Annotated in this window: 16 protein-coding genes; 4 read left to right on the forward strand and 12 right to left on the reverse strand. The window is 70.2% G+C overall.

What is annotated here, in order from left to right; translation table 11 throughout:
- The first annotated feature begins 60 nt into the window (after positions 1 to 60).
- Positions 61 to 801, forward strand: a complete 741-nt coding sequence (locus tag BJY17_RS06185) for a DedA family protein (RefSeq protein WP_179552741.1) — start codon at positions 61 to 63, stop codon at positions 799 to 801.
- A gap of 26 nt (positions 802 to 827) precedes the next feature.
- Here BJY17_RS06185 and BJY17_RS06190 read toward each other — a convergent pair whose 3' ends face one another.
- Together BJY17_RS06190 and BJY17_RS06195 are read right to left on the reverse strand one after the other, a co-directional pair.
- Positions 828 to 1748: a cation diffusion facilitator family transporter gene (locus BJY17_RS06190; RefSeq protein ID WP_179550585.1), complete on the reverse strand. Its 921-nt coding sequence runs from the start codon at positions 1746 to 1748 to the stop codon at positions 828 to 830.
- 135 nt (positions 1749 to 1883) lie between these two features.
- On the reverse strand, positions 1884 to 2819 hold the full coding sequence (locus tag BJY17_RS06195; protein ID WP_179550586.1) for an NAD-dependent epimerase/dehydratase family protein: 936 nt from the start codon (positions 2817 to 2819) through the stop codon (positions 1884 to 1886).
- 118 nt (positions 2820 to 2937) lie between these two features.
- Here BJY17_RS06195 and BJY17_RS06200 point away from each other — a divergent pair, with 118 nt between their 5' ends.
- On the forward strand, positions 2938 to 3855 hold the full coding sequence (locus tag BJY17_RS06200; protein ID WP_179550587.1) for an RNA polymerase sigma-70 factor: 918 nt from the start codon (positions 2938 to 2940) through the stop codon (positions 3853 to 3855).
- Positions 3856 to 3939: 84 nt separating this feature from the next.
- Here the strand turns inward: BJY17_RS06200 and BJY17_RS06205 are convergent, their stop codons facing one another.
- The 3 genes from BJY17_RS06205 to BJY17_RS06215 are packed head-to-tail and all read right to left on the reverse strand — an operon-like array spanning position 3940 to position 7340.
- The gene (locus BJY17_RS06205; RefSeq protein ID WP_179550588.1) at positions 3940 to 5433 is read right to left on the reverse strand and encodes a sensor histidine kinase; all 1494 of its coding nucleotides are present in this window, start codon (positions 5431 to 5433) and stop codon (positions 3940 to 3942) included.
- A gap of 28 nt (positions 5434 to 5461) precedes the next feature.
- Positions 5462 to 6709 (reverse strand): AAA family ATPase, encoded by a 1248-nt coding sequence (locus tag BJY17_RS06210; RefSeq protein WP_179550589.1) that lies wholly within the window; start codon positions 6707 to 6709, stop codon positions 5462 to 5464.
- A gap of 1 nt (position 6710) precedes the next feature.
- Entirely contained in the window at positions 6711 to 7340 is a 630-nt protein-coding gene (locus tag BJY17_RS06215; RefSeq protein ID WP_179550590.1) for a CpaB family protein, read from the reverse strand.
- 122 nt (positions 7341 to 7462) lie between these two features.
- Between BJY17_RS06215 and BJY17_RS06220 the strand changes: the two genes are divergently transcribed.
- Positions 7463 to 7756 (forward strand): helix-turn-helix domain-containing protein, encoded by a 294-nt coding sequence (locus BJY17_RS06220; protein WP_179550591.1) that lies wholly within the window; start codon positions 7463 to 7465, stop codon positions 7754 to 7756.
- Positions 7757 to 7764: 8 nt separating this feature from the next.
- Here BJY17_RS06220 and BJY17_RS06225 read toward each other — a convergent pair whose 3' ends face one another.
- On the reverse strand, positions 7765 to 8364 hold the full coding sequence (locus tag BJY17_RS06225) for a hypothetical protein (RefSeq protein WP_179550592.1): 600 nt from the start codon (positions 8362 to 8364) through the stop codon (positions 7765 to 7767).
- Between the two features lie 184 nt (positions 8365 to 8548).
- On the opposite strand from BJY17_RS06225, the gene BJY17_RS06230 reads away from it, so the two are divergent.
- The gene (locus BJY17_RS06230) at positions 8549 to 9001 is read left to right on the forward strand and encodes an Rv3235 family protein (RefSeq protein ID WP_246303668.1); all 453 of its coding nucleotides are present in this window, start codon (positions 8549 to 8551) and stop codon (positions 8999 to 9001) included.
- A 192-nt stretch (positions 9002 to 9193) separates the two neighbouring features.
- Here BJY17_RS06230 and secA read toward each other — a convergent pair whose 3' ends face one another.
- From secA to mtrA, 6 genes are all read right to left on the reverse strand, one after another.
- Positions 9194 to 11980 (reverse strand): preprotein translocase subunit SecA, encoded by a 2787-nt coding sequence (gene secA / locus BJY17_RS06235; RefSeq protein ID WP_179550593.1) that lies wholly within the window; start codon positions 11978 to 11980, stop codon positions 9194 to 9196.
- Positions 11981 to 12170: 190 nt separating this feature from the next.
- Complete coding sequence (gene hpf, locus BJY17_RS06240) at positions 12171 to 12878, reverse strand: ribosome hibernation-promoting factor, HPF/YfiA family (protein ID WP_179550594.1); 708 nt, start codon at positions 12876 to 12878, stop codon at positions 12171 to 12173.
- A gap of 23 nt (positions 12879 to 12901) precedes the next feature.
- Positions 12902 to 13699, reverse strand: a complete 798-nt coding sequence (locus BJY17_RS06245) for a ComF family protein (protein WP_179552743.1) — start codon at positions 13697 to 13699, stop codon at positions 12902 to 12904.
- Positions 13700 to 13839: 140 nt separating this feature from the next.
- Positions 13840 to 15531 carry a GerMN domain-containing protein gene (locus BJY17_RS06250; RefSeq protein ID WP_179550595.1) on the reverse strand — a complete coding sequence of 564 codons (1692 nt, stop codon included), beginning with the start codon at positions 15529 to 15531 and terminating at the stop codon, positions 13840 to 13842.
- Positions 15524 to 17278, reverse strand: a complete 1755-nt coding sequence (gene mtrB, locus BJY17_RS06255) for an MtrAB system histidine kinase MtrB (RefSeq protein WP_179550596.1) — start codon at positions 17276 to 17278, stop codon at positions 15524 to 15526. The genes BJY17_RS06250 and mtrB overlap by 8 nt, the downstream gene beginning before the upstream one ends.
- Before the next feature lie 8 nt (positions 17279 to 17286).
- The gene (gene mtrA / locus BJY17_RS06260; protein WP_074258610.1) at positions 17287 to 17967 is read right to left on the reverse strand and encodes an MtrAB system response regulator MtrA; all 681 of its coding nucleotides are present in this window, start codon (positions 17965 to 17967) and stop codon (positions 17287 to 17289) included.
- Positions 17968 to 17976 lie beyond the last annotated feature (9 nt).

A 17976-nucleotide genomic window follows, 5' to 3' on the forward strand; every position in this document is an offset into this window, starting at 1 on the left:
CACGCCGCCTGCTGACCCGGCAATCGCCGTGTCTCGACGACGACAGGAGCTCCCGCAGTGATCCACACCTCGCTCATCCCGTGGCTCGACCCCGAGACGATCATCTCGGGCGCCGGTCCCTGGGCGCTCGTCGTCGTCTGCGCGATCGTGTTCGCCGAGACCGGTCTGCTGGTCGGATTCCTGCTGCCCGGCGACACCCTGCTCGTGATCTCGGGTCTGCTCACCCACACCTCCCTCGTCTTCGGGGTCGACATCTGGTGGGTGTGCCTCGCCATCGGCATCGCCGCGTTCATCGGCGGCGAGGTGGGCTATCTCATCGGCCACAAGTTCGGCCCGCGCGTCTTCGAACGCAAGGAATCGGGCCTGTTCAGCGTCAGGAACGTCGAACGCACGAACGCGTTCTTCGAGCGCTTCGGCGCCCTCGCGATCATCCTCGCCCGCTTCGTTCCGATCGTGCGCACCTTCGCCCCGGTCGCCGCCGGCGTCGGGCACATGAACTACAAGAAGTACACGCTCTACAACCTCGTCGGCGCACTGATCTGGGGCGCGGGGCTCACCTACTTCGGCTACCTCATCGGCTACATCCCGCCGATCGCCGAGTTCGTGCAGGAGTACATCGACATCATCCTCATCGGTGCCGTCGTGCTCACGCTCATCCCGACCCTGTGGCACTACTTCTCCTCGGCCCGCAAGGCGAAGCGCGCGGCCGAAGCCGGAGAAGACGTCATCACCGATGAAGACGAGGCCGCGCAGCTCGTGCTCGACCCCGAGGTCTTCGAGCGCGGCCCCGAAGAGCAGTAGAGCCGGCTGCGAGGCCAGTCGCAGCATCACGGATGCTGCGACTGCTCCTGTTCCGCCCGGCCCGCCGGCTCGAGCTGGAACGTCGAGTGCTCGACGTCGAAGTGTTCGCTGAGGCATCCGCCGAGCTCGTCGAGCAGTTCGCCCGTGCGCCCGGAGGCGAACACCTCGGGCTCGACCTCGACGTGCGCACTGAACACGTGCGAGCCCGACGTGATCGCCCACACGTGCACATCGTGCACCGCGACGACGCCCTCGGTGCGCAGGATGTGCGCCCGGATCTCGGCGACGTCGGTGTCTTTGGGCGCCGACTCGAACAGCACTCGCGCGACGTCGCGAAGCAACGAGAGTGCTCGCGGCACGATGAGCGCGGCGATCAGGAGCGACGCGATCGGGTCGGCGGCGTCCCAGCCCGTGAAGACGATCACGAGTGCCGCCGCGATGACCAGAGCGGAGCCGATCAGGTCGCCGAGCACCTCGAGGTACGCACCGCGCAGGTTGATCGAGTCCTTCGCCCCGCCGCGCAGCACGAGCATCGCCGCGATGTTCGCCACAAGGCCGATGGCGGCAACGACGAGCATCGGCACGCCCTGCACCTCGTGGGCCTCGCCTTCTGCCCCGCTCACGAGTCGGCCGACGGCGCCGATCGCGACCGAGACCGCGACGACGACGAGGATCACGCCGTTCACGAGCGCCCCGAAGACCTCGGCTCGCCGGTACCCGTAGGTCTGTCGGTCGGTCGCCGGCCGAGCCGCGACGAAGGCGGCGACGAGGGCGACGACGAGACCGATGAGGTCGCTCGCCATGTGTCCCGCATCGGCGAGCAGGGCCAGTGAACCGCTGAAGGCGGCACCGATCACCTGCACGATGAGGAAGGCGCCGATGATCGCGATGGCGATCCAGAGTCTGGTGCGGTTCGCGGTCGCTGCGTGGTCGTGATCGTGTGCCATGTCTCGTCCAGCGTAGGCCGGGAATCGGCGATCGGCCGTAGATAGGAATGAGTCGCGTTCTCAGCCGTGCGCCCGGCCGTGCAGCCCGGCGCGACGGCCCGGCCGGGACACCGGCCGGGCCGCTTCGGCGTCGACTCAGCCGAGCCCCGTGCGGAACCCCTCCCGCCAGCTCGGCCAGGTCGGAGTCCATCCGAGTTCGCGCTTCGCCTTCGCATTCGAGGCGCCGCGCGCCTTCGTCATCATCGAGACGCCGTGCTCGCCGATGAGCGGCTTCGCGACCCATGCCGGCACGTGCATCGGCGGCTTCGCACCGATCGCCTCGGCGAGAGCCGGCAGCCACTCGGAGACCGGGGCCGGCTCGTCGTCGACGATGTTGTAGACGCCGGCATCGCCCCGAAGCACCGCGGCAGCGGTCGCGGATGCCGCGTCGTCGATGTGGCAGAACGAGGTGATCCCCGTGCCCCCTCCCACGAGTGGGAGCTTGCCCGCCTCGAGCATCGTCACCATCTCCCCGCCGCGTCCGAGCGCCTGCCCGGGGCCGTACAGCGCCCCGTAGCGCAGCGCGAGTCCGCCGGCACCGGTCGTCGCCTCCTCGACGTAGCGGATCGCGGCGAGCGACTCCGTCGAGGCGGTCGTCGGAGTGGGGTCGAGCGGATCCTCCTCGGTCTTCACCGCACCACCGGTGCGTTCGTACGGCCAGCCGGCGTAGCTCTGCGCGATGAAGCGCACGCCGCCCACTTCGGCACCCGCAGCCAGCAGGTGATCGGTGCCCCGCGTCCGCAGTTCGTTCGTCGTCGCGAAGGTGCGATCGAAGTGCTTGAGGTCCGAGACGCCTCCCCCGAGCGCCGTCAGCTCGTGCACGATCACGTCGGGCCGGGCCGCGAGCACGGCAGAGCGCACGGATGCCGCGTCGAGCCCGTCCATCACGAGACCGTGCGCCCCGGTCGCATCGATCGCGGCCACCCGCTCCGGCCTGGCCGTCGTGCCGAACACCTCATGACCGTCGGCCAGCAGCAGTGGCACGAGCTTCGTTCCGATGGCGCCCGTGGCGCCGGCGATGAGTACGCGCATCTCCGTCTTCCTCTCTCTCACCACCTCCGACGAGGATGCCGCCCCATCTGTGACAGCCATCTGCGAAACCGCATCCGTCGCGCTGCGACCGCGACGTCAGCTGTGCCATCCTCGAGGAATGGCGATCACCGGCGAGACGCAGGAGGCCCTTCGACCCCTCATGTTCTCCATTGCCTATCGCATGCTCGGCAGCGTGGCCGACGCGGAGGACGTCGTGCAGGACGCCTACCTGCGCCTGCACGAGCAGGAGATCGCGGGCGAGGAGATCCGCAATCCCGATGCCTTCGCCGTCACGGTCACGACGAGGCTCGCCATCGACGTGCTGCGCTCGGCACGGCGCAACCGCGAGGTCTACGTCGGCCCCTGGATGCCGGAGCCGCTGCCCGACGACGACGCCGATCCGGCGCATCGCATCGAGCGCGACGAGACGCTCTCGTTCGCCTTCCTCGCCGTGCTCGAACGACTCGGCCCCGTGGAGCGGGCCGTGTTCCTGTTGCGAGAGGTGTTCGCGTACGACTACCGCGACATCGCCGAGGTCGTCGATCGCGAGGAGGCGGCGTGCCGCCAGATCCTGCACCGGGCGAAGGCCAGGGTCGCCGAGCGACGGCCCCGATTCGACGGCATCGACGAACGCGACTCCGCACTCGCCGACGCGTTCTTCGCCGCGCTCCAGGCGGGCGACGTCGACGGTCTCATCGACCGGCTCGCCGACGACGTGGTGTTCTACGGTGACGGCGGCGGCAGGGCGCCCGCCATCCAGCACCCCGTGCACGGCGCGGTCGCCGTGGCGCGATTCCTCGCCGGACTCGTTCGACGCGGGTCACAGGTCGGTGTGCGGTTCGAGCTGCGTCCGGTCAACGGCGGCCCCGCACTGTGGGTTCGCGGTCCCGACGGCGCGCTGCTGAGCGTGCTCATGGTGGAGTTCGCGGATGGCACGGCGCAGGTCATCGCGAACCAGCTGAACCCCGAGAAGCTCGCCCATCTCGGGCCGGTCGGCGACCTGTACGCACTCTTCGGCGGCCGCGCGGAGGCCTGAAGCGGCACCGGCTCGGCTGGTTCCGACCTGCGGGGCGAGACGGGCACGGCGGCCCGCGGCATCCGCTCGATCAGGCAGGGGCGATCAGACCGGAGCGATCCAGCGGAGCGGCACCTCGATCGTGACCTCGGTGCCGCGCCCGACGACCGTGTGCCAGTCGATCGTGCCGCTCAGCTCGCCCTGGATGAGCGTGCGCACGATCTGCGTGCCGAGCCCCTCGCCGACCTTGCCCTCGGGCATGCCGGAGCCGGTGTCGCGCACCGTCACGCTCAGCGTCGTCTGCGAGCGGTCGGCCGAGATCTCGACGTCGCCCTCCTGGCCGGCGAGTCCGTGCTCGACGGCGTTCGTGACGAGCTCGGTGAGCGCGAGCGCGAGCGGCGTCGCGTACGCGCTCGGCAGCACGCCGAACGAACCCGAGCGCTTGGGGTGGGCCGTCGTGTTGTGAGCTGCGGCGACCTCGGCGACCAGCAGCAGCGTGCGGTCGAACACCGCATCGAAGTCGACGTTCTGCGAGAGACCCTCTGAGAGGGTGTCGTGCACGACGGCGATCGCGCCGACGCGGCGCATGGCCTGCGTCAGCGCCTCGCGCGCCTCGTCGGAGTGGGTGCGACGGGCCTGGATGCGCAGGAGCGACGCCACGGTCTGCAGGTTGTTCTTCACCCGGTGGTGGATCTCGCGGATCGTCGCGTCCTTGGTGATGAGCTCCTGCTCCTGGTGGCGCAGCTCGGTGACGTCGCGGCTCAGCACGATCGCGCCGATGCGCTCACCGCGGTGCCGGATCGGGATCGCTCGGAGCGAGACGGTCACACCGCGCGACTCGACGTCGGTGCGCCACGGGGCGCGGCCGGTCACGACGAGCGGGAGCGACTCGTCGACCACGAGCTTGCCGGCGAGCAGCCGGGTCGTCACCTCGGCGAGGGACTCGCCCTCGAGCTCGTCGTCGAAGCCCATGCGGTTGAACGCGGAGAGGGCGTTCGGGCTCGCGAACGTCGTGATGCCGTCGACGTCGAGGCGGATGAGGCCGTCGGAGGCGCGCGGGGCGCCGCGGCGCGGCCCGGTCGGAGCGCCGAGGTCGGGGAAATCGCCCGACGCGATCATCTGGAAGAGCTCTTCGGCGCACTCGTTGAACGTGAGCTCCTGCCGGCTCGGCGTGCGAGTGGCACCGAGGTTCGTGTGCCGGGTGATCACGGCCACCGGTTCGGGCGCGACGCTCGTGCCGGTCGTCGTGAGGCGCCGCATGACGGGCACGGCGCGCACGCGAGTGGGCATCTCCTCGTACCAGTCGGGGGCGGATGAATCCACGATGCGTGCGGTCGAGTAGGCCTGGCCCACGAGATCGCGCCACTGCGGCTTGATCTCCTGGCCGACGAAGTCGCGATAGAAGAGCGTCGCGGCGCTCGACGGCCGGGCGTGGGCGACGGCCACGAATGCGTCGTCACCGGAGGGCACCCACAGCACGATGTCGGCGAACGCGAGATCGGCGAGCAGCTGCAGGTCGCCGACGAGCATGTGCAGCCAGTCGACGTCGGCCTGACTGCTGCGGCCCTGGGCGAGGACGAGATCACTGAGGGTCGACACCGTTCAAGCGTACTGCCCGGGCGGGGTCTCAGCCGGTCGCCGCCCTTCGCAGCGTCGGAATCGCGAAGCCGCGACGACGCGACGGCTCGGGCGTCGGCAGCAGCGCCTCGAACGCGTAGTCGCGGATCGCCATGCGCAGCGGCGACCTCGGCGCGGCGTCGCGCAGCGTGCGGGCGGTCAGGATCGCCGCATCGGTCGCCTTGGAATCGTGCGGCAGCAGGGTCGCGTCACTCAGCCCGCCGAACCGGCGCAGCGTCTGGCGCACTTGGGCGTGGGCGTCGATGCCGAGCGCGCTCGTGCGAACGCGGTTCACGACGACGTCGACCCGATCGGGATCGACGAGGTCGACGAGGTCGACGTGCCCCCGGAGCAGTCGGGACAGACCGACCGGATCGGCGAGGCCGACCGCGACGACGCGATCGGCGGCCGCGAGCGCCGCGAAGGTCGCCGCATTGCGGCGCGGGGCGAACTGATCGCTCGTCAGCTCTTCGTCGTGCTCGAGGCTGAAGCCCGTGTCGACGACCACGTACTCGACCCAGGCCCGCATCGCCTCGATCGCGGCGGTCACACGGTCACGGGAGAGTTCGGGCCACCGACTCGGCCCGACGAGGCCCGTGAACACGTTGAACGCCGCACGGGGTGCGGAGTAGCGCTGGGCGATGCGCTCGAGCTCCACGCGGTCGAGGGCGTCGGCACCCGCGAGCCGGCAGGCCGACGCGAACCCGGGCGCCTCATCGAGCAGGCCGAGCACCGGGGCGATCGCACCGCCGTACGGGTCGCCGTCGACGAGCGCGACGGTGTGCCCGGCGGCCGCGATCTCCGCGGCGAGGTTCACGGCGAGGGTGCTGCGGCCGGGCGCTCCGCCGGGCCCCCAGACGGCGATGACGGATGCCGCGCGCTCCTGGCGCGCGAGCAGCTCGCCCACGCGCGACGGCACCGGGACTCCTCCGGTCACGAGGCGTTCGATGTCGGTCCACGGCGCATCGTGGTCGACGACCTCGTGCAGTCCGAGTTGCGAGGCGTGGGCGCGCTCGGCATCGGTCACCGCGAGCGCGATCAGGCGGATGCCCCGTTCGTCGCAGCCCGCCAGCAGCTCGACGCTCAGCGTGCTGCGCGCGGCGCCGACGAGTGCCACGTCGGGGCCGAGCACGTCGAGGTTCTCGAGCAGGTCGCGCCACCCCGCGAGCCTGGCGACGATCGTGTGACCGTGCTCGACGATGTCGGCGATGATGCGATCCTCGGTGGAGTCGTCGAGCGCGAGCGCGAGGCGTGCCATGTCATTCTCCCGACGCGCGTGCGGGCACGAGGTCGATCGCATCGCCGGACGCGAGCGCCCCGAGCAGCGCCGCGACCTTCTCACGGGGAACCAGCAGCTCGACCGACGTGCCGCCCGACGAGACCATGCCCTCGCTCTCGATGATGCCGGCGATCTCGGCGCCCGAGACGAGCACGGTCGGCGGTTCGTAGCCGCCGCCTTCCGTCTCGGCGGCGGTCCAGACGTCGACTCGCGTTCCGGTGCTGACATCGGCGGGAAGCGGGCCCCTGCTCGGCACGACGACGGTCGCGAGTCCGGCGCGATCGGTCGCATCGACGGAGGCGTCGGGCACGAGCTCGCCGGCCTCGATCGTTCGCGCCACGACGAGCCCGTCCTCGGGGAAGTCGCCCGCGACCACATAGTGCTCAGCGCTCGCGCCGAGACGAACGGATTCGGTGTCGAGGTCGTCGACCTGGATGTGCGTGCCCGAGGCCAGCGTGCCCCGGGCGACGTAGACCTCGACCCCGTCGTCGAGCCCCGAGACCAGGGTCCAGACGCCGAAGGTCGACCCCGCGATGAGGGCGATGCCGATGATCAGGCGCGGGTCGAGCCGCAGTGCGCCTCGCTCACCCCGGTCGCGACGTGTCGTCATGTGCGTTCCCTTCGGAGTGGCGCCGGGTCGCGCCGGCGTCTATCGTCACCCGAAGCTCGGACACGGTTCCGAAGTTATCCACAATCACCCCGTCCGACCCGCGACCGGTCGATAATCAAGACATGACCTCTCCAGGTTCGGGCGACGAGATCGGCCGGTTCCTCACGCTCGCAGACGCGGCCGAGATCCTCGCCGTCGACGTCGCGGCGGTCGACGAGCTGATCCGATCCGGTGAACTGCCCGCGATCCGCGTCGGCACCGCAGGGCCGTGGCGCATCGAGCGGCTGCAGCTCGAGGTCTGGATCGAGCTCCAGTACGAGGAGACCCGCAAGTTCTCGGCCTGGAACCAGGGCGAGTTCTCGAACATCGCCGAACTCTCAGGCGCTCGCACCGGGCGACTCCGGCCGGTCGACTGACTCGGCCGTCAGCGGAAGTCGACGACCAGGAGCCGCGAGAGCGGCACGATGCGATACCCGTGCACCGCACTGTCGCGTCGCGGCCGGTCGACGTCGTGCAGCGCGAGATCGAGATGGTCCCGTGCGACCCGGTCGATGGTGCCGTGGGACGCTCCATCGACGGTGCTGACGTGCACGGGGGTTCGCCGACGACAGAGGTCGCGGAGCACGAAGGGCAGGCCGATGCGCTCGGCGATGCGAGCGGATGCCTCGGGCACCGACTCGAGGCTCGGCTCCAACTGCGCGCGAGTGGGCAGCACCGCCGCGATCGCCGCGATGGGCACGACGCAGTGGAGCTCCCGCTTCGCGGGTTCCGTAGACCGGCCGCTGACCCAGTCGCGGCCGAACGCCTGCGGCCGGAGCGAGAGGATCCGCCCGCCGTGCAGCTCGATGCGCACGAAGGCGCCGGGATCGTCGGGGGCGGATCGCGCGATGCCCGTGAGGCGGTCGCGCAGGGTCAGCCGGCCGAGCCGGAGGCGCTCCTCCTCGATGGCGAGCGCCCGCTCCTCGTCACGCTGCTCCTGGTCGATCTGCGACTCGAGGTCGTCGAAGAGCAGCTCCCAGCGCATGCAGCGACGCTACATGGCGGCCTCCCGATTCCGAAACGTTATCCACAGGCGTGGAAATCCCTTGACACCAATTCGGAGACTCGCCTACGGTTCACACAGGAATCACCCGATGTCCCCCACTCGGGGGTGATCCTGTCGCTCGGTCGAGAGGCCCTGCGAGCCACTCCTCCCCCATGGAGCACAGATGACCGCACGCGACGCGATCGGCGCCCGAACCGCCGCGACTCGCAGCTCGACGGCGCGCCTGCTCGGCGACGACGACGAGTTCTTCGCCCGACAACCCGCACGCCGTACCGAACTGCCCGATCCCGAGCCGCTCCTGCGCAGCCTCACCCATTGCGTCATCGAGGCGCTCGCGGGTGCCCGAGATCTCGAACAGCTCGCGAGGTGGGTCGACGACGACGTCTACCGCAACCTCTCGAAGCGGGTCGTGCTCGCGGCCCGCGCCCGACGCGCCAAGGGCCAGGCCCCGCAACGGCCCGCATTCTCGATCGGCCGCGTGCACGTGTACGAGCCGACCGACGGCGTCATCGAGGCCGTCGTGATGGTGCACCAACGAGCCCGCTCGCGAGCGGTCGCGATCCGCATCGAGGGGTTCGATCAACGCTGGCGCGCGAGCGCCATCGGCGTGCTCTGACCCCGACGGGCTCTGAACACCGGCACGCCTGAACACCGGCACGCCTGAAGACCGGTGCGCCGAGCGCGCTCCGGATACAGTTCACTCCCGAGCCCCACGACACGCCACGTCCTCGCTTCCGCGCGGCGCAGCGACCGCACACGAGAGACCCCGGCCGGTGCAGCACACCGACCGGGGTCTCGTCGACGGGTGTCAGTTGCCCTTGCGGTCCTGGGCCCGACGCTCCGCGCGGTTCTGCGGAGCGACGTCGCCGCCGGTGCGCTGCCCGAAGGCGCCGCGCGACTCCTCGGCCGCGGGGGCCTGGCTCTCGGCGACGGCACGGCGGGCGCGCTGCGTCGCCGCCTGCTGCACCTGGCCACGCTGGTTGCGCACCTCGACGCCGCCGGCGTCACTCGGTGCCGAGTAGCTGAGCTTGTCGTCGGGCGCTCCCTGACGGCCGAGCCCCTTCGCCTCGATCTTCGCGCCGGCGGCACCGGGCTGCGGTGCCACCTCGACCTCGAGGTTGAAGAGGAAGCCGACGGTCTCCTCGCGGATCGAACCCATCATCTGCTGGAACATCGCGTAGCCCTCGCGCTGGTACTCGACCAGCGGGTCGCGCTGCGCCATGGCGCGCAGGCCGATGCCGTCCTTCAGGTAGTCCATCTCGTAGAGGTGGTCGCGCCAGCGACGGTCGATGACCGAGAGCACCACGCGTCGCTCGAGTTCGCGCATGGCGGGCGAACCGAGCTGCTCCTCGCGACGGGCGTAGGCGACCTTCGCATCGGAGAGGATCTCGCGGCGGATGAAGTCGCGGTTGACCCGCCCCTTCTCGCCGGCCTCGGCGACGACCTCGTCGATCGTGATGCCGATCGGGTACAGCGTCTTCAGCTCGGTCCAGAGGGCGTCGAAGTCCCAGTCCTCGGGGTTGCCCTCGGCCGTGTGGCTGTCGAGCACCTCGTCGATGACGTCTTCGAGGAACTTCTGCGTGCGCTCGTGCAGGTCGTCGCCCTCGAGGATGTGGCGGCGGTCGCTGTAGATCGCCTCGCGCTGACGGTTCAGCACGTCGTCGTACTTCAGCACGTTCTTGCGGATCTCGGCGTTGCGCGCCTCGACCTGCGACTGCGCCGAACGGATGGCCCGCGAGACGACCTTGGACTCGATGGCGACGTCGTCGGGCACGCCACGCGACATGAGGCTCTCGGCGGCACCCGCGTTGAAGAGGCGCATGAGGTCGTCGGTCAGCGACAGGTAGAACCGGCTCTCGCCGGGGTCGCCCTGACGGCCGGAACGACCGCGCAGCTGGTTGTCGATGCGGCGCGACTCGTGACGCTCGGTGCCGAGCACGTAGAGCCCGCCGGCGGTGAGCACCTTCTCGGCTTCGACGGCGACCTCGGCCTTGACCTTCTCGAAGACCTCGTCCCACGCGGCCTCGTACTCCTCGGGAGTGTCGACCGGGCTGAGGCCGCGCTCGTGCATGAGCTGCACGGCGATGAACTCGGCGTTGCCGCCGAGCATGACGTCGGTACCACGACCGGCCATGTTCGTCGCGACGGTCACGGCGCCGTGGCGACCGGCCTGCGCGACGATCGCAGCCTCGCGAGCGTGGTTCTTCGCGTTCAGCACCTCGTGTCGCACGCCCTTCTTGGCGAGGAGGCGCGAGAGGTACTCGCTCTTCTCGACGCTCGTGGTGCCGACGAGCACGGGCTGACCCTGCTTGTGGCGCTCCACGATGTCCTCGACGACCTGGGCGAACTTCGCCTCCTCGTTCTTGTAGACGAGGTCGGGCTGGTCGATGCGCACCATCGGCTTGTTCGTGGGGATCGGCACCACGCCCAGCTTGTAGGTCGACATGAACTCGGATGCCTCGGTCTCGGCGGTACCCGTCATGCCGGAGAGCTTCGAGTAGAGCCGGAAGTAGTTCTGCAGTGTGACGGTCGCGAGGGTCTGGTTCTCGGCCTTGACCTGCACGCCCTCCTTCGCCTCGATCGCCTGGTGGATGCCCTCGTTGTAGCGGCGGCCGACGAGGATGCGGCCGGTGTGCTCGTCGACGATGAGCACCTCGCCGTTCATCACGACGTAGTCCTTGTCGCGCTTGAACAGGGCGTTCGCCTTGATCGAGTTGTTGAGGAACGAGATCAACGGGGTGTTCGCCGACTCGTACAGGTTGTCGATGCCCAGATAGTCTTCGACCTTCTCGATGCCGGGTTCGAGCACGCCGACGGTGCGCTTCTTCTCGTCGACCTCGAAGTCGACATCGGGCACGAGTCGCTTCGCGAGGTTCGCGAACTCGGTGAACCAGCGGTTCGCCTCGCCCGAGGCGGGGCCCGAGATGATGAGCGGCGTGCGGGCCTCGTCGATGAGGATCGAGTCCACCTCGTCGACGATCGCGAAGTGGTGGCCGCGCTGCACCATGTCGCTCGCCTGCCAGGCCATGTTGTCGCGCAGGTAGTCGAAGCCGAACTCGTTGTTCGTGCCGTAGGTGATGTCGGCGGCGTACTGCTCGCGTCGCACCTGCGGGTTCTGACCGGCCACGATGCATCCGGTGGTCATGCCGAGGGCGCGGAAGACGCGGCCCATGAGCTCCGACTGGTAGCTCGCGAGGAAGTCGTTGACCGTGATGACGTGCACGCCGCGGCTCGTGAGCGCGTTGAGGTACGCGGCGGTCGTGGCGACGAGGGTCTTGCCCTCACCGGTCTTCATCTCGGCGATGTTGCCGAGGTGGAGCGCAGCCCCGCCCATGAGTTGCACGTCGAAGTGACGGAGGCCCAGCGTGCGGCGGCTGGCCTCGCGCACCGCGGCGAACGCCTCGGGCAGCAGGTCGTCGAGCGACTCGCCGTTCGCGTAGCGCTCGCGGAGTTCGACGGTCTCGTTCCGCAGTTCGTCATCGCTGAGCGCCTGGAATCCGTCTTCGAGGGCGTTGATCGCCGCTGCGTAGTTCTCCAGCCGCTTGAGGGTTCGGCCCTCACCGACGCGGAGGACCCTTTCCAGAATCGAAGCCACGAATGTTCTCCTGTTGTCGTTGGGCGCACGGCCGCGGATGGAGTCCGGGCACGCCCGCTGCCGCCTTGCAGACGGCTATCTTAGCCATGCTAGCGGTGAACGAGCTGCGCCTTCCCGACCCCGCCGAACGCCCGGCCGGAGCCGAACCGCCCGGCGGGGTCGGTGAGCGCAACGACTCAGGTGGTCGCCGTCACGCGGTGACGCGCTGCAGCTCCACCGGCGAGGTCGCCGGCGAGCGCCCCTCAGCCCGCTCGTCGAGCCCGATGACCCCGTAGTCCCAGCCCTTGCGTCGGTAGACGACGCTCGGCCGGCCCGACTCCGCATCGACGAAGAGGTAGAAGTCGTGCCCAACCAGCTCCATGAAGTAGAGCGCGTCGTCGACGGTCATGGGCGTCGCCGCGAAGACCTTGCGCCGGATGACGACCGGCGTGTACACCTCGTCTTCATCGACATGCGGTTCGAACTCGTCGATGGCGGGAGTGCTGCCGGTGCGCACCTGGGCGAGCACCTCGGGAGCCGCGGCCTGGACACCGACCTCGGAGAATCCGGCGTCCGTCGCCTCCCGGAGGGAGGTCGGCCGTCGGGATCCGCCGCGATGGACCTTCCGGCGGTCCTTCGCCCGCCGGATGCGCTCGAGCAATCGCCCGAGTGCGACATCGAACGCCGCGTACTTGTCGGAGCCGTCTGCTTCGGCACGGACCACTGGCCCCTTGCCGACGAGGGTGAGCTCGACGCGGTCGGGCCCGGGGTTTCCGTTCTTCTCGTTGTGCCGGCTGAGCTTCACGTCGAGTGAGATCGCGCGCTCTGCCAGATGCGACACCTTCTCGGACTTCTCCGCCACGTAGGCGCGGAATCGGTCCGTGATCCCCAGGTTTCGTCCGACGATGTTCAGTTCCATGACGACCTCCGTTCACCGACGTGTCACCCGGTTCTGAAGGGTGGATCGACCACGCCTGTCCTGCCACCGTAGCCCCCTTGCGCGGGGATGTCACGGAGTGTTTGCCGTGAGCTGCCTGCATATCGCGGGAACCTGCGCGGCGTCTCGGCGAGCACTGCGATCGCCGCCGTCTCGCCACCCGCCGCATCGATCGCACGCACCGCCTCCGCGAGCGTCGACCCCGTCGTGACGATGTCGTCGACGAGCAGGAAGCGACGGCCGTCGAGCCCGCCTCGATGGTCGTCGAGCGGCCTCCTCGGCGCCCCGAACGGGCGAGCCGCAGCGCGCGCGACCAACCCGCCGGCCGCATTGCGCTGCCGCGCCTCCGCGTCCAGCCCGGCCTGGTCGGCGCGCTCCCTCGCGAGCGCGAGCACGGGCGCCGCACGGATGCCGCATCGCCGCAGCAGCACCTCGACGGGCACGTAGCCGCGCGCCCGGCGAGCCGCCGGCGTCGACGGGATCGTGCACACCTCGACCGGTGCCCCGGCCGCGACCTCGGCGAGCGCGGCGGTCACCGCCGCTCGCAGTGCGGGCGCGAGCACCGCCGCGGCATCCGTTCGCGCTCCGTCCTTGAAGGCGCCGAGCACCGACGCGGCCGCACCCGCGTACTCGAGACCGGCCCAGAGCACGAGTCCGGCGCGATCGATGCGCCGGGGCACGGCCGAGAGCGCAGCGCGGCACGACGTGCAGACGGCGCGATCGGGCGCACCGCAGCCGGAGCACGCCACGGGAACGAGCACCGCGAGCGCGTCGCGCACGGCCTCCCGTGCGACGGCGGGCATCGAGGCGCGTTCGCGTCCGATCACGTGACTGGGGATTCGGGCATGGCACCAGCCTCCCCGTCGGGAGGAGGGAGACGCTCGGCGAGCCCGCAGGTGCGGACACCGGGCTCGCTCACCCGCTGTGGAGGGCGGGTCGGGGCTCAGTCGGGCTGCTGCGAGGCGATCAGACGGATGCCGCTCGCCCGCGCCTGCCAGCCGACACCGCTCGGCGCTTCGAGCACCTCGGCCCCGGTCAGCACCCGGAGGTCCTGCACGCTGTTGCCGCCGTCGATCGCGATGCCGCCCTCGGGACCCCGCCGCTGCACGGCGAAGCCGCCGAGCTCCTGCGTGATCACCCGCGTTCCGCCACCGGGCACGGCCGTGAGCGAGGCCACGGTGCGGGCGTCGAGCCAGGTGACGTCGAGCGGCTTTCCCTCGACGTCGTCGAGGCCGAGTACCACCGGACTCAGCGCGGTCGGCGTGCCCGCGGCATCCCGCTCGATCGAGGCGGCGACGAAATGCGTCGTGTCGCCATCTCCGAGGAGGGCCACGAGTCGGGTGGAGTCGCGCGAGATCTCGAGGGCGGCGATCGACGATCCCGTCCACGGCACCGACAGCTGGATCGAGTCGAGCGATCGATCGGCTGGGTACACGACCAATTGCCCGGGAAGGCCCGCGGGCACCGACCAGACCGCACCGGTTCCGTCGATCGCCGGCACGATGAGCCCGTCGCGCGGGTCGAGCGGCTCGGCGTCCTCACCGACTCGCACGACCGAGACCCCGTCGGCCGCACGCACGGCGGCGACCTCGCCGTTCGCGCCGAGCGCCGCCCCGGTCGGAACCAGCGCCTCGACCTGGGGTGAGAGATCGGGAATCTGTTCGACGCCCTCGCCCGACGTCGCGAGGTAGCCGAAGGTCGTGCCGTCGAAGACGACGGGGCGGGGGTCGACCGGCGGATTCTTCACCGGCGCCGGAGTGAGCTCCGGCACGTCCTGCTCGACGCCGTTCAGCGACAGCGCGACGGACTTGACGTTGCGCACCCCGTCGAGGCTCGCCTGCAGCTGCAACTCCATGCGCTGCACGCTCGCCACGTCGTCATCGGTCGTTCCCGACAGGTCGACGCTCGCCACCTGCCCTTCGACGGGCACCGACCCCGAGTCGAGCCGTGTTCCCTCGGGGAACGCAGTGCGGACACCCACTGCGAGCCACTCCGACGGGCCGACGAGCAGCGCTCGCACGATGCTCGTCTGTGCGGAGTCCCGCCCCGCGAACCAGCGCAGATCGGGGACGAGGTAGTCGTAGTCCGGAGAGAAGAAGTAGAGCGGGTAGCCCCGGAAGACCTGCGCGAAGGTCGTCTCGTCGATCAGCAGACCGGGCGGGGCTGACGAGATTCGCCACTGCCCCTCGTCGTTCTGCTCGAGCGTGTACTTGAGCTCGATCGGCGTACTCGACTCGGAGATGTCGTACTGCCCCGTCGCCGAGAGCTGCGCCGCGGGGGTCGCGTCGACGTCGATCTCCGTTTCGCCGAGCTCGGTGAACACTCGTTCGCCGGGCACGTCGATCGTGGCCCTGGCATTGGCGCTCCACTCGTCGGCGAACGCCGGCGTGAGGTACTCGCGCGCCGCCTGGTAGTTGTTGCGCGGGCTCTGCGCGGCATCGATGAACCCCTCGACGATCTGCTGCTGGGTCGCGTCCTTCGCGGGAGGCGCCACGATGGTGTCGAGTTCGAGCGATTCCTCGGCCAGGGCCGGCGAACCGGCGTTGACCCCGCCCGAACTCGGGATGGACACGCAGCCGGCGAGCAGCACCGGCACGGCGACGGCCAGGATCGCCGCCAGGACTCCTCTACGCATCGTGCGCCTCCCATCGACCTGCGGGGGTCCCCTTCGCCGACGCGGCGCGCCCTGCGGCATCCGTCTCGACCGTCGCCTCGGTGTCGATCGCACCCACCACACCCGTCGGCGGCGGCCCGGTGGCCTCGATGTCGTCGGGCTCGAGCGGGAGCGGCGAGACGATCTCCTCGTCTGCGGGCACGCCGGAGCGCGGCAGCGTGAGACGGAACACCGTGCCGGAGCCCCGCCGCGACCAGACCTCGAGGGTGCCGCCGTGGGCGACGGCGTCTTCGAGGGAGATGGCGAGTCCGAGGCCGGTGCCGCCGATCGTGCGCGTGCGGCTCGGATCGGCCCGCCAGAAGCGGTCGAAGACGCGGGCCGACTCCTCGGCGGTCATGCCGAGCCCGTAGTCGCGCACCGACAGCGCGATGGCGGTCTCGTTGCTGTCGACGGCGACGACGATCGGCCGCCCCTCGCCGTGTTCGATCGCGTTGCCGAGCAGGTTCCGGACGATGCGCCGGATGCGCCGCGGGTCGACCCTCGCATCGAGGTGTCCGCCCGGCGCCTCGAGCCGGAGTTCGCTGCCCCGGCTGTGGGCGAGCTCGTGCATCGACTCGATCGCATCGCCCGCGAGGTGCACGAGGTTCGTGGGTTCGGTCGCGAGTTCGACGGACCCGGCGTCGTAGCGGCTGATCTCGAGCAGGTCGGAGAGCAGCGTCTCGAACCGTTCGGTCTGCGTGTGCAGGAGCTCGACCGTTCGGGAGGTGGGGCCGGGGAAGTCGTCGCGCTGCCCGTAGAGCACGTCGCCGGCGAGCCGGATGGTCGTCAGCGGCGTTCGCAGCTCGTGCGAGACGTCGGAGACGAAGCGCTGCTGCATGACCGACAGGTCGGCGAGCTCTCGGATGCGCGCCTGCAGGCTGTCGGCCATTCCGTTGAAGGAGGCGGCGAGCGTCGCGAGCTCGTCTTCGCCCTTCTCGGGCATGCGCACACCGAGGTCGCCGGCCGCGAGCCGCCGGCTCGTGGTCGCCGCCGACCGGATCGGCTCGATCACCCAGCGCACCACGAGCAGCGTGATCGCGCTGAGCAGCACGAGCAGCGCAACGGCGCCGATCGTGCCGACGAGCTGCATGAAGGCGAGCGTCTCCTGCGCGGCGGCGAAGTTGTAGCCGATGTACAGCTCGTACTCGCCCACCCCCGGCACCCCGATCGAGCTGCCGACGACGACGCCCGGGTCGTCGGCGCCGTCGTCGCCTTCGAGGGCAACCGACTGCCAGTACTGGCCGTCGGGATCGGCGCGCACATGCTCATGGAGCTCGGGGGTGATGACTCCCCCCTGCAGGATCGGGGCGATCCGTGTGGGAGGAGCGAGCGACACCGACGCGCCGGCCGGCTGGAAGTAGGCGATCGCCGAACTGCCCGACACGCTGCGCACCGTCTGCACGACCGCGGCCATGGACGCCTGCATCGATGCACGGTCGGCGGCATCGGAGCCCTCGAGGATCCGCTGGGCGGCGATCGTCGCGTCGTTGGCGTCGCTGAGCGCGCTGTCGAGCTGCGTCTTGAAGAGGTTCGACGCGATGCTGAAGGAGATGTACAACCCGATCACGAAGATCGCGAGCGACGACAGGGCGAAGGTGATGACGACGGTGCGGAACTGCAGGGAGCGCCGCCACAGTTCGAGGGCGTGACGCGGCAGGTCGGCGAGACGGAGCCGGACCTCGCGCCACCACCCCGTGCTGAACCCGGCAGGGGCCTCCGCCTGCGACATCCGCGCCCCTAGGTGGTCGCGCCGGCCCGATACCCGACGCCGCGCACGGTCATGACGATGCGGGGGTTGTCGGGGTCGTGCTCGACCTTGGCGCGCAGACGCTGCACGTGCACGTTCACGAGGCGCGTGTCGGCCTTGTAGTGGTACCCCCACACCTGCTCGAGCAGCATCTCGCGGGTGAAGACCTGCTGCGGCTTCGATGCCAGCGTCAGGAGCAGGTCGAACTCGAGCGGGGTGAGGTTGATGCGGGCGTCGCCGCGGCGCACCTCGTGGCCTGCTGCATCGATCGTGAGGTCGCCGATGCTGAGGGTCGACACCGCCTGGTCGGGTGTGGGCCGCAACCGTGTGCGGATGCGGGCGATCAGCTCCTTCGGGTTGAAGGGCTTGACCATGTAGTCGTCGGCGCCCGACTCGAGGCCCTTGACCACGTCGGCGGTGTCGGTCTTCGCGGTGAGCATGATGATGGGCGTGCCGGACTCCGCCCGGATGCGCCCGCACACCTCGATGCCGTCGATGCCCGGGAGCATGAGGTCGAGCAGCACGAGGTCGGGCTTGGACTCGCGGAAGGCGGCGAGCGCTCCGGTGCCGTCGGCGCAGAAGAAGGGTTCGAACCCCTCGGTGCGCAGCACGATGCCGATCATCTCGGCGAGGGCCGTGTCGTCATCGACGACGAGTACGCGTGGGTTCATCCTTCATTC

The sequence above is a fragment of the Agromyces hippuratus genome, assembly GCF_013410355.1.
Classification (GTDB): Bacteria; Actinomycetota; Actinomycetes; order Actinomycetales; family Microbacteriaceae; genus Agromyces; species Agromyces hippuratus.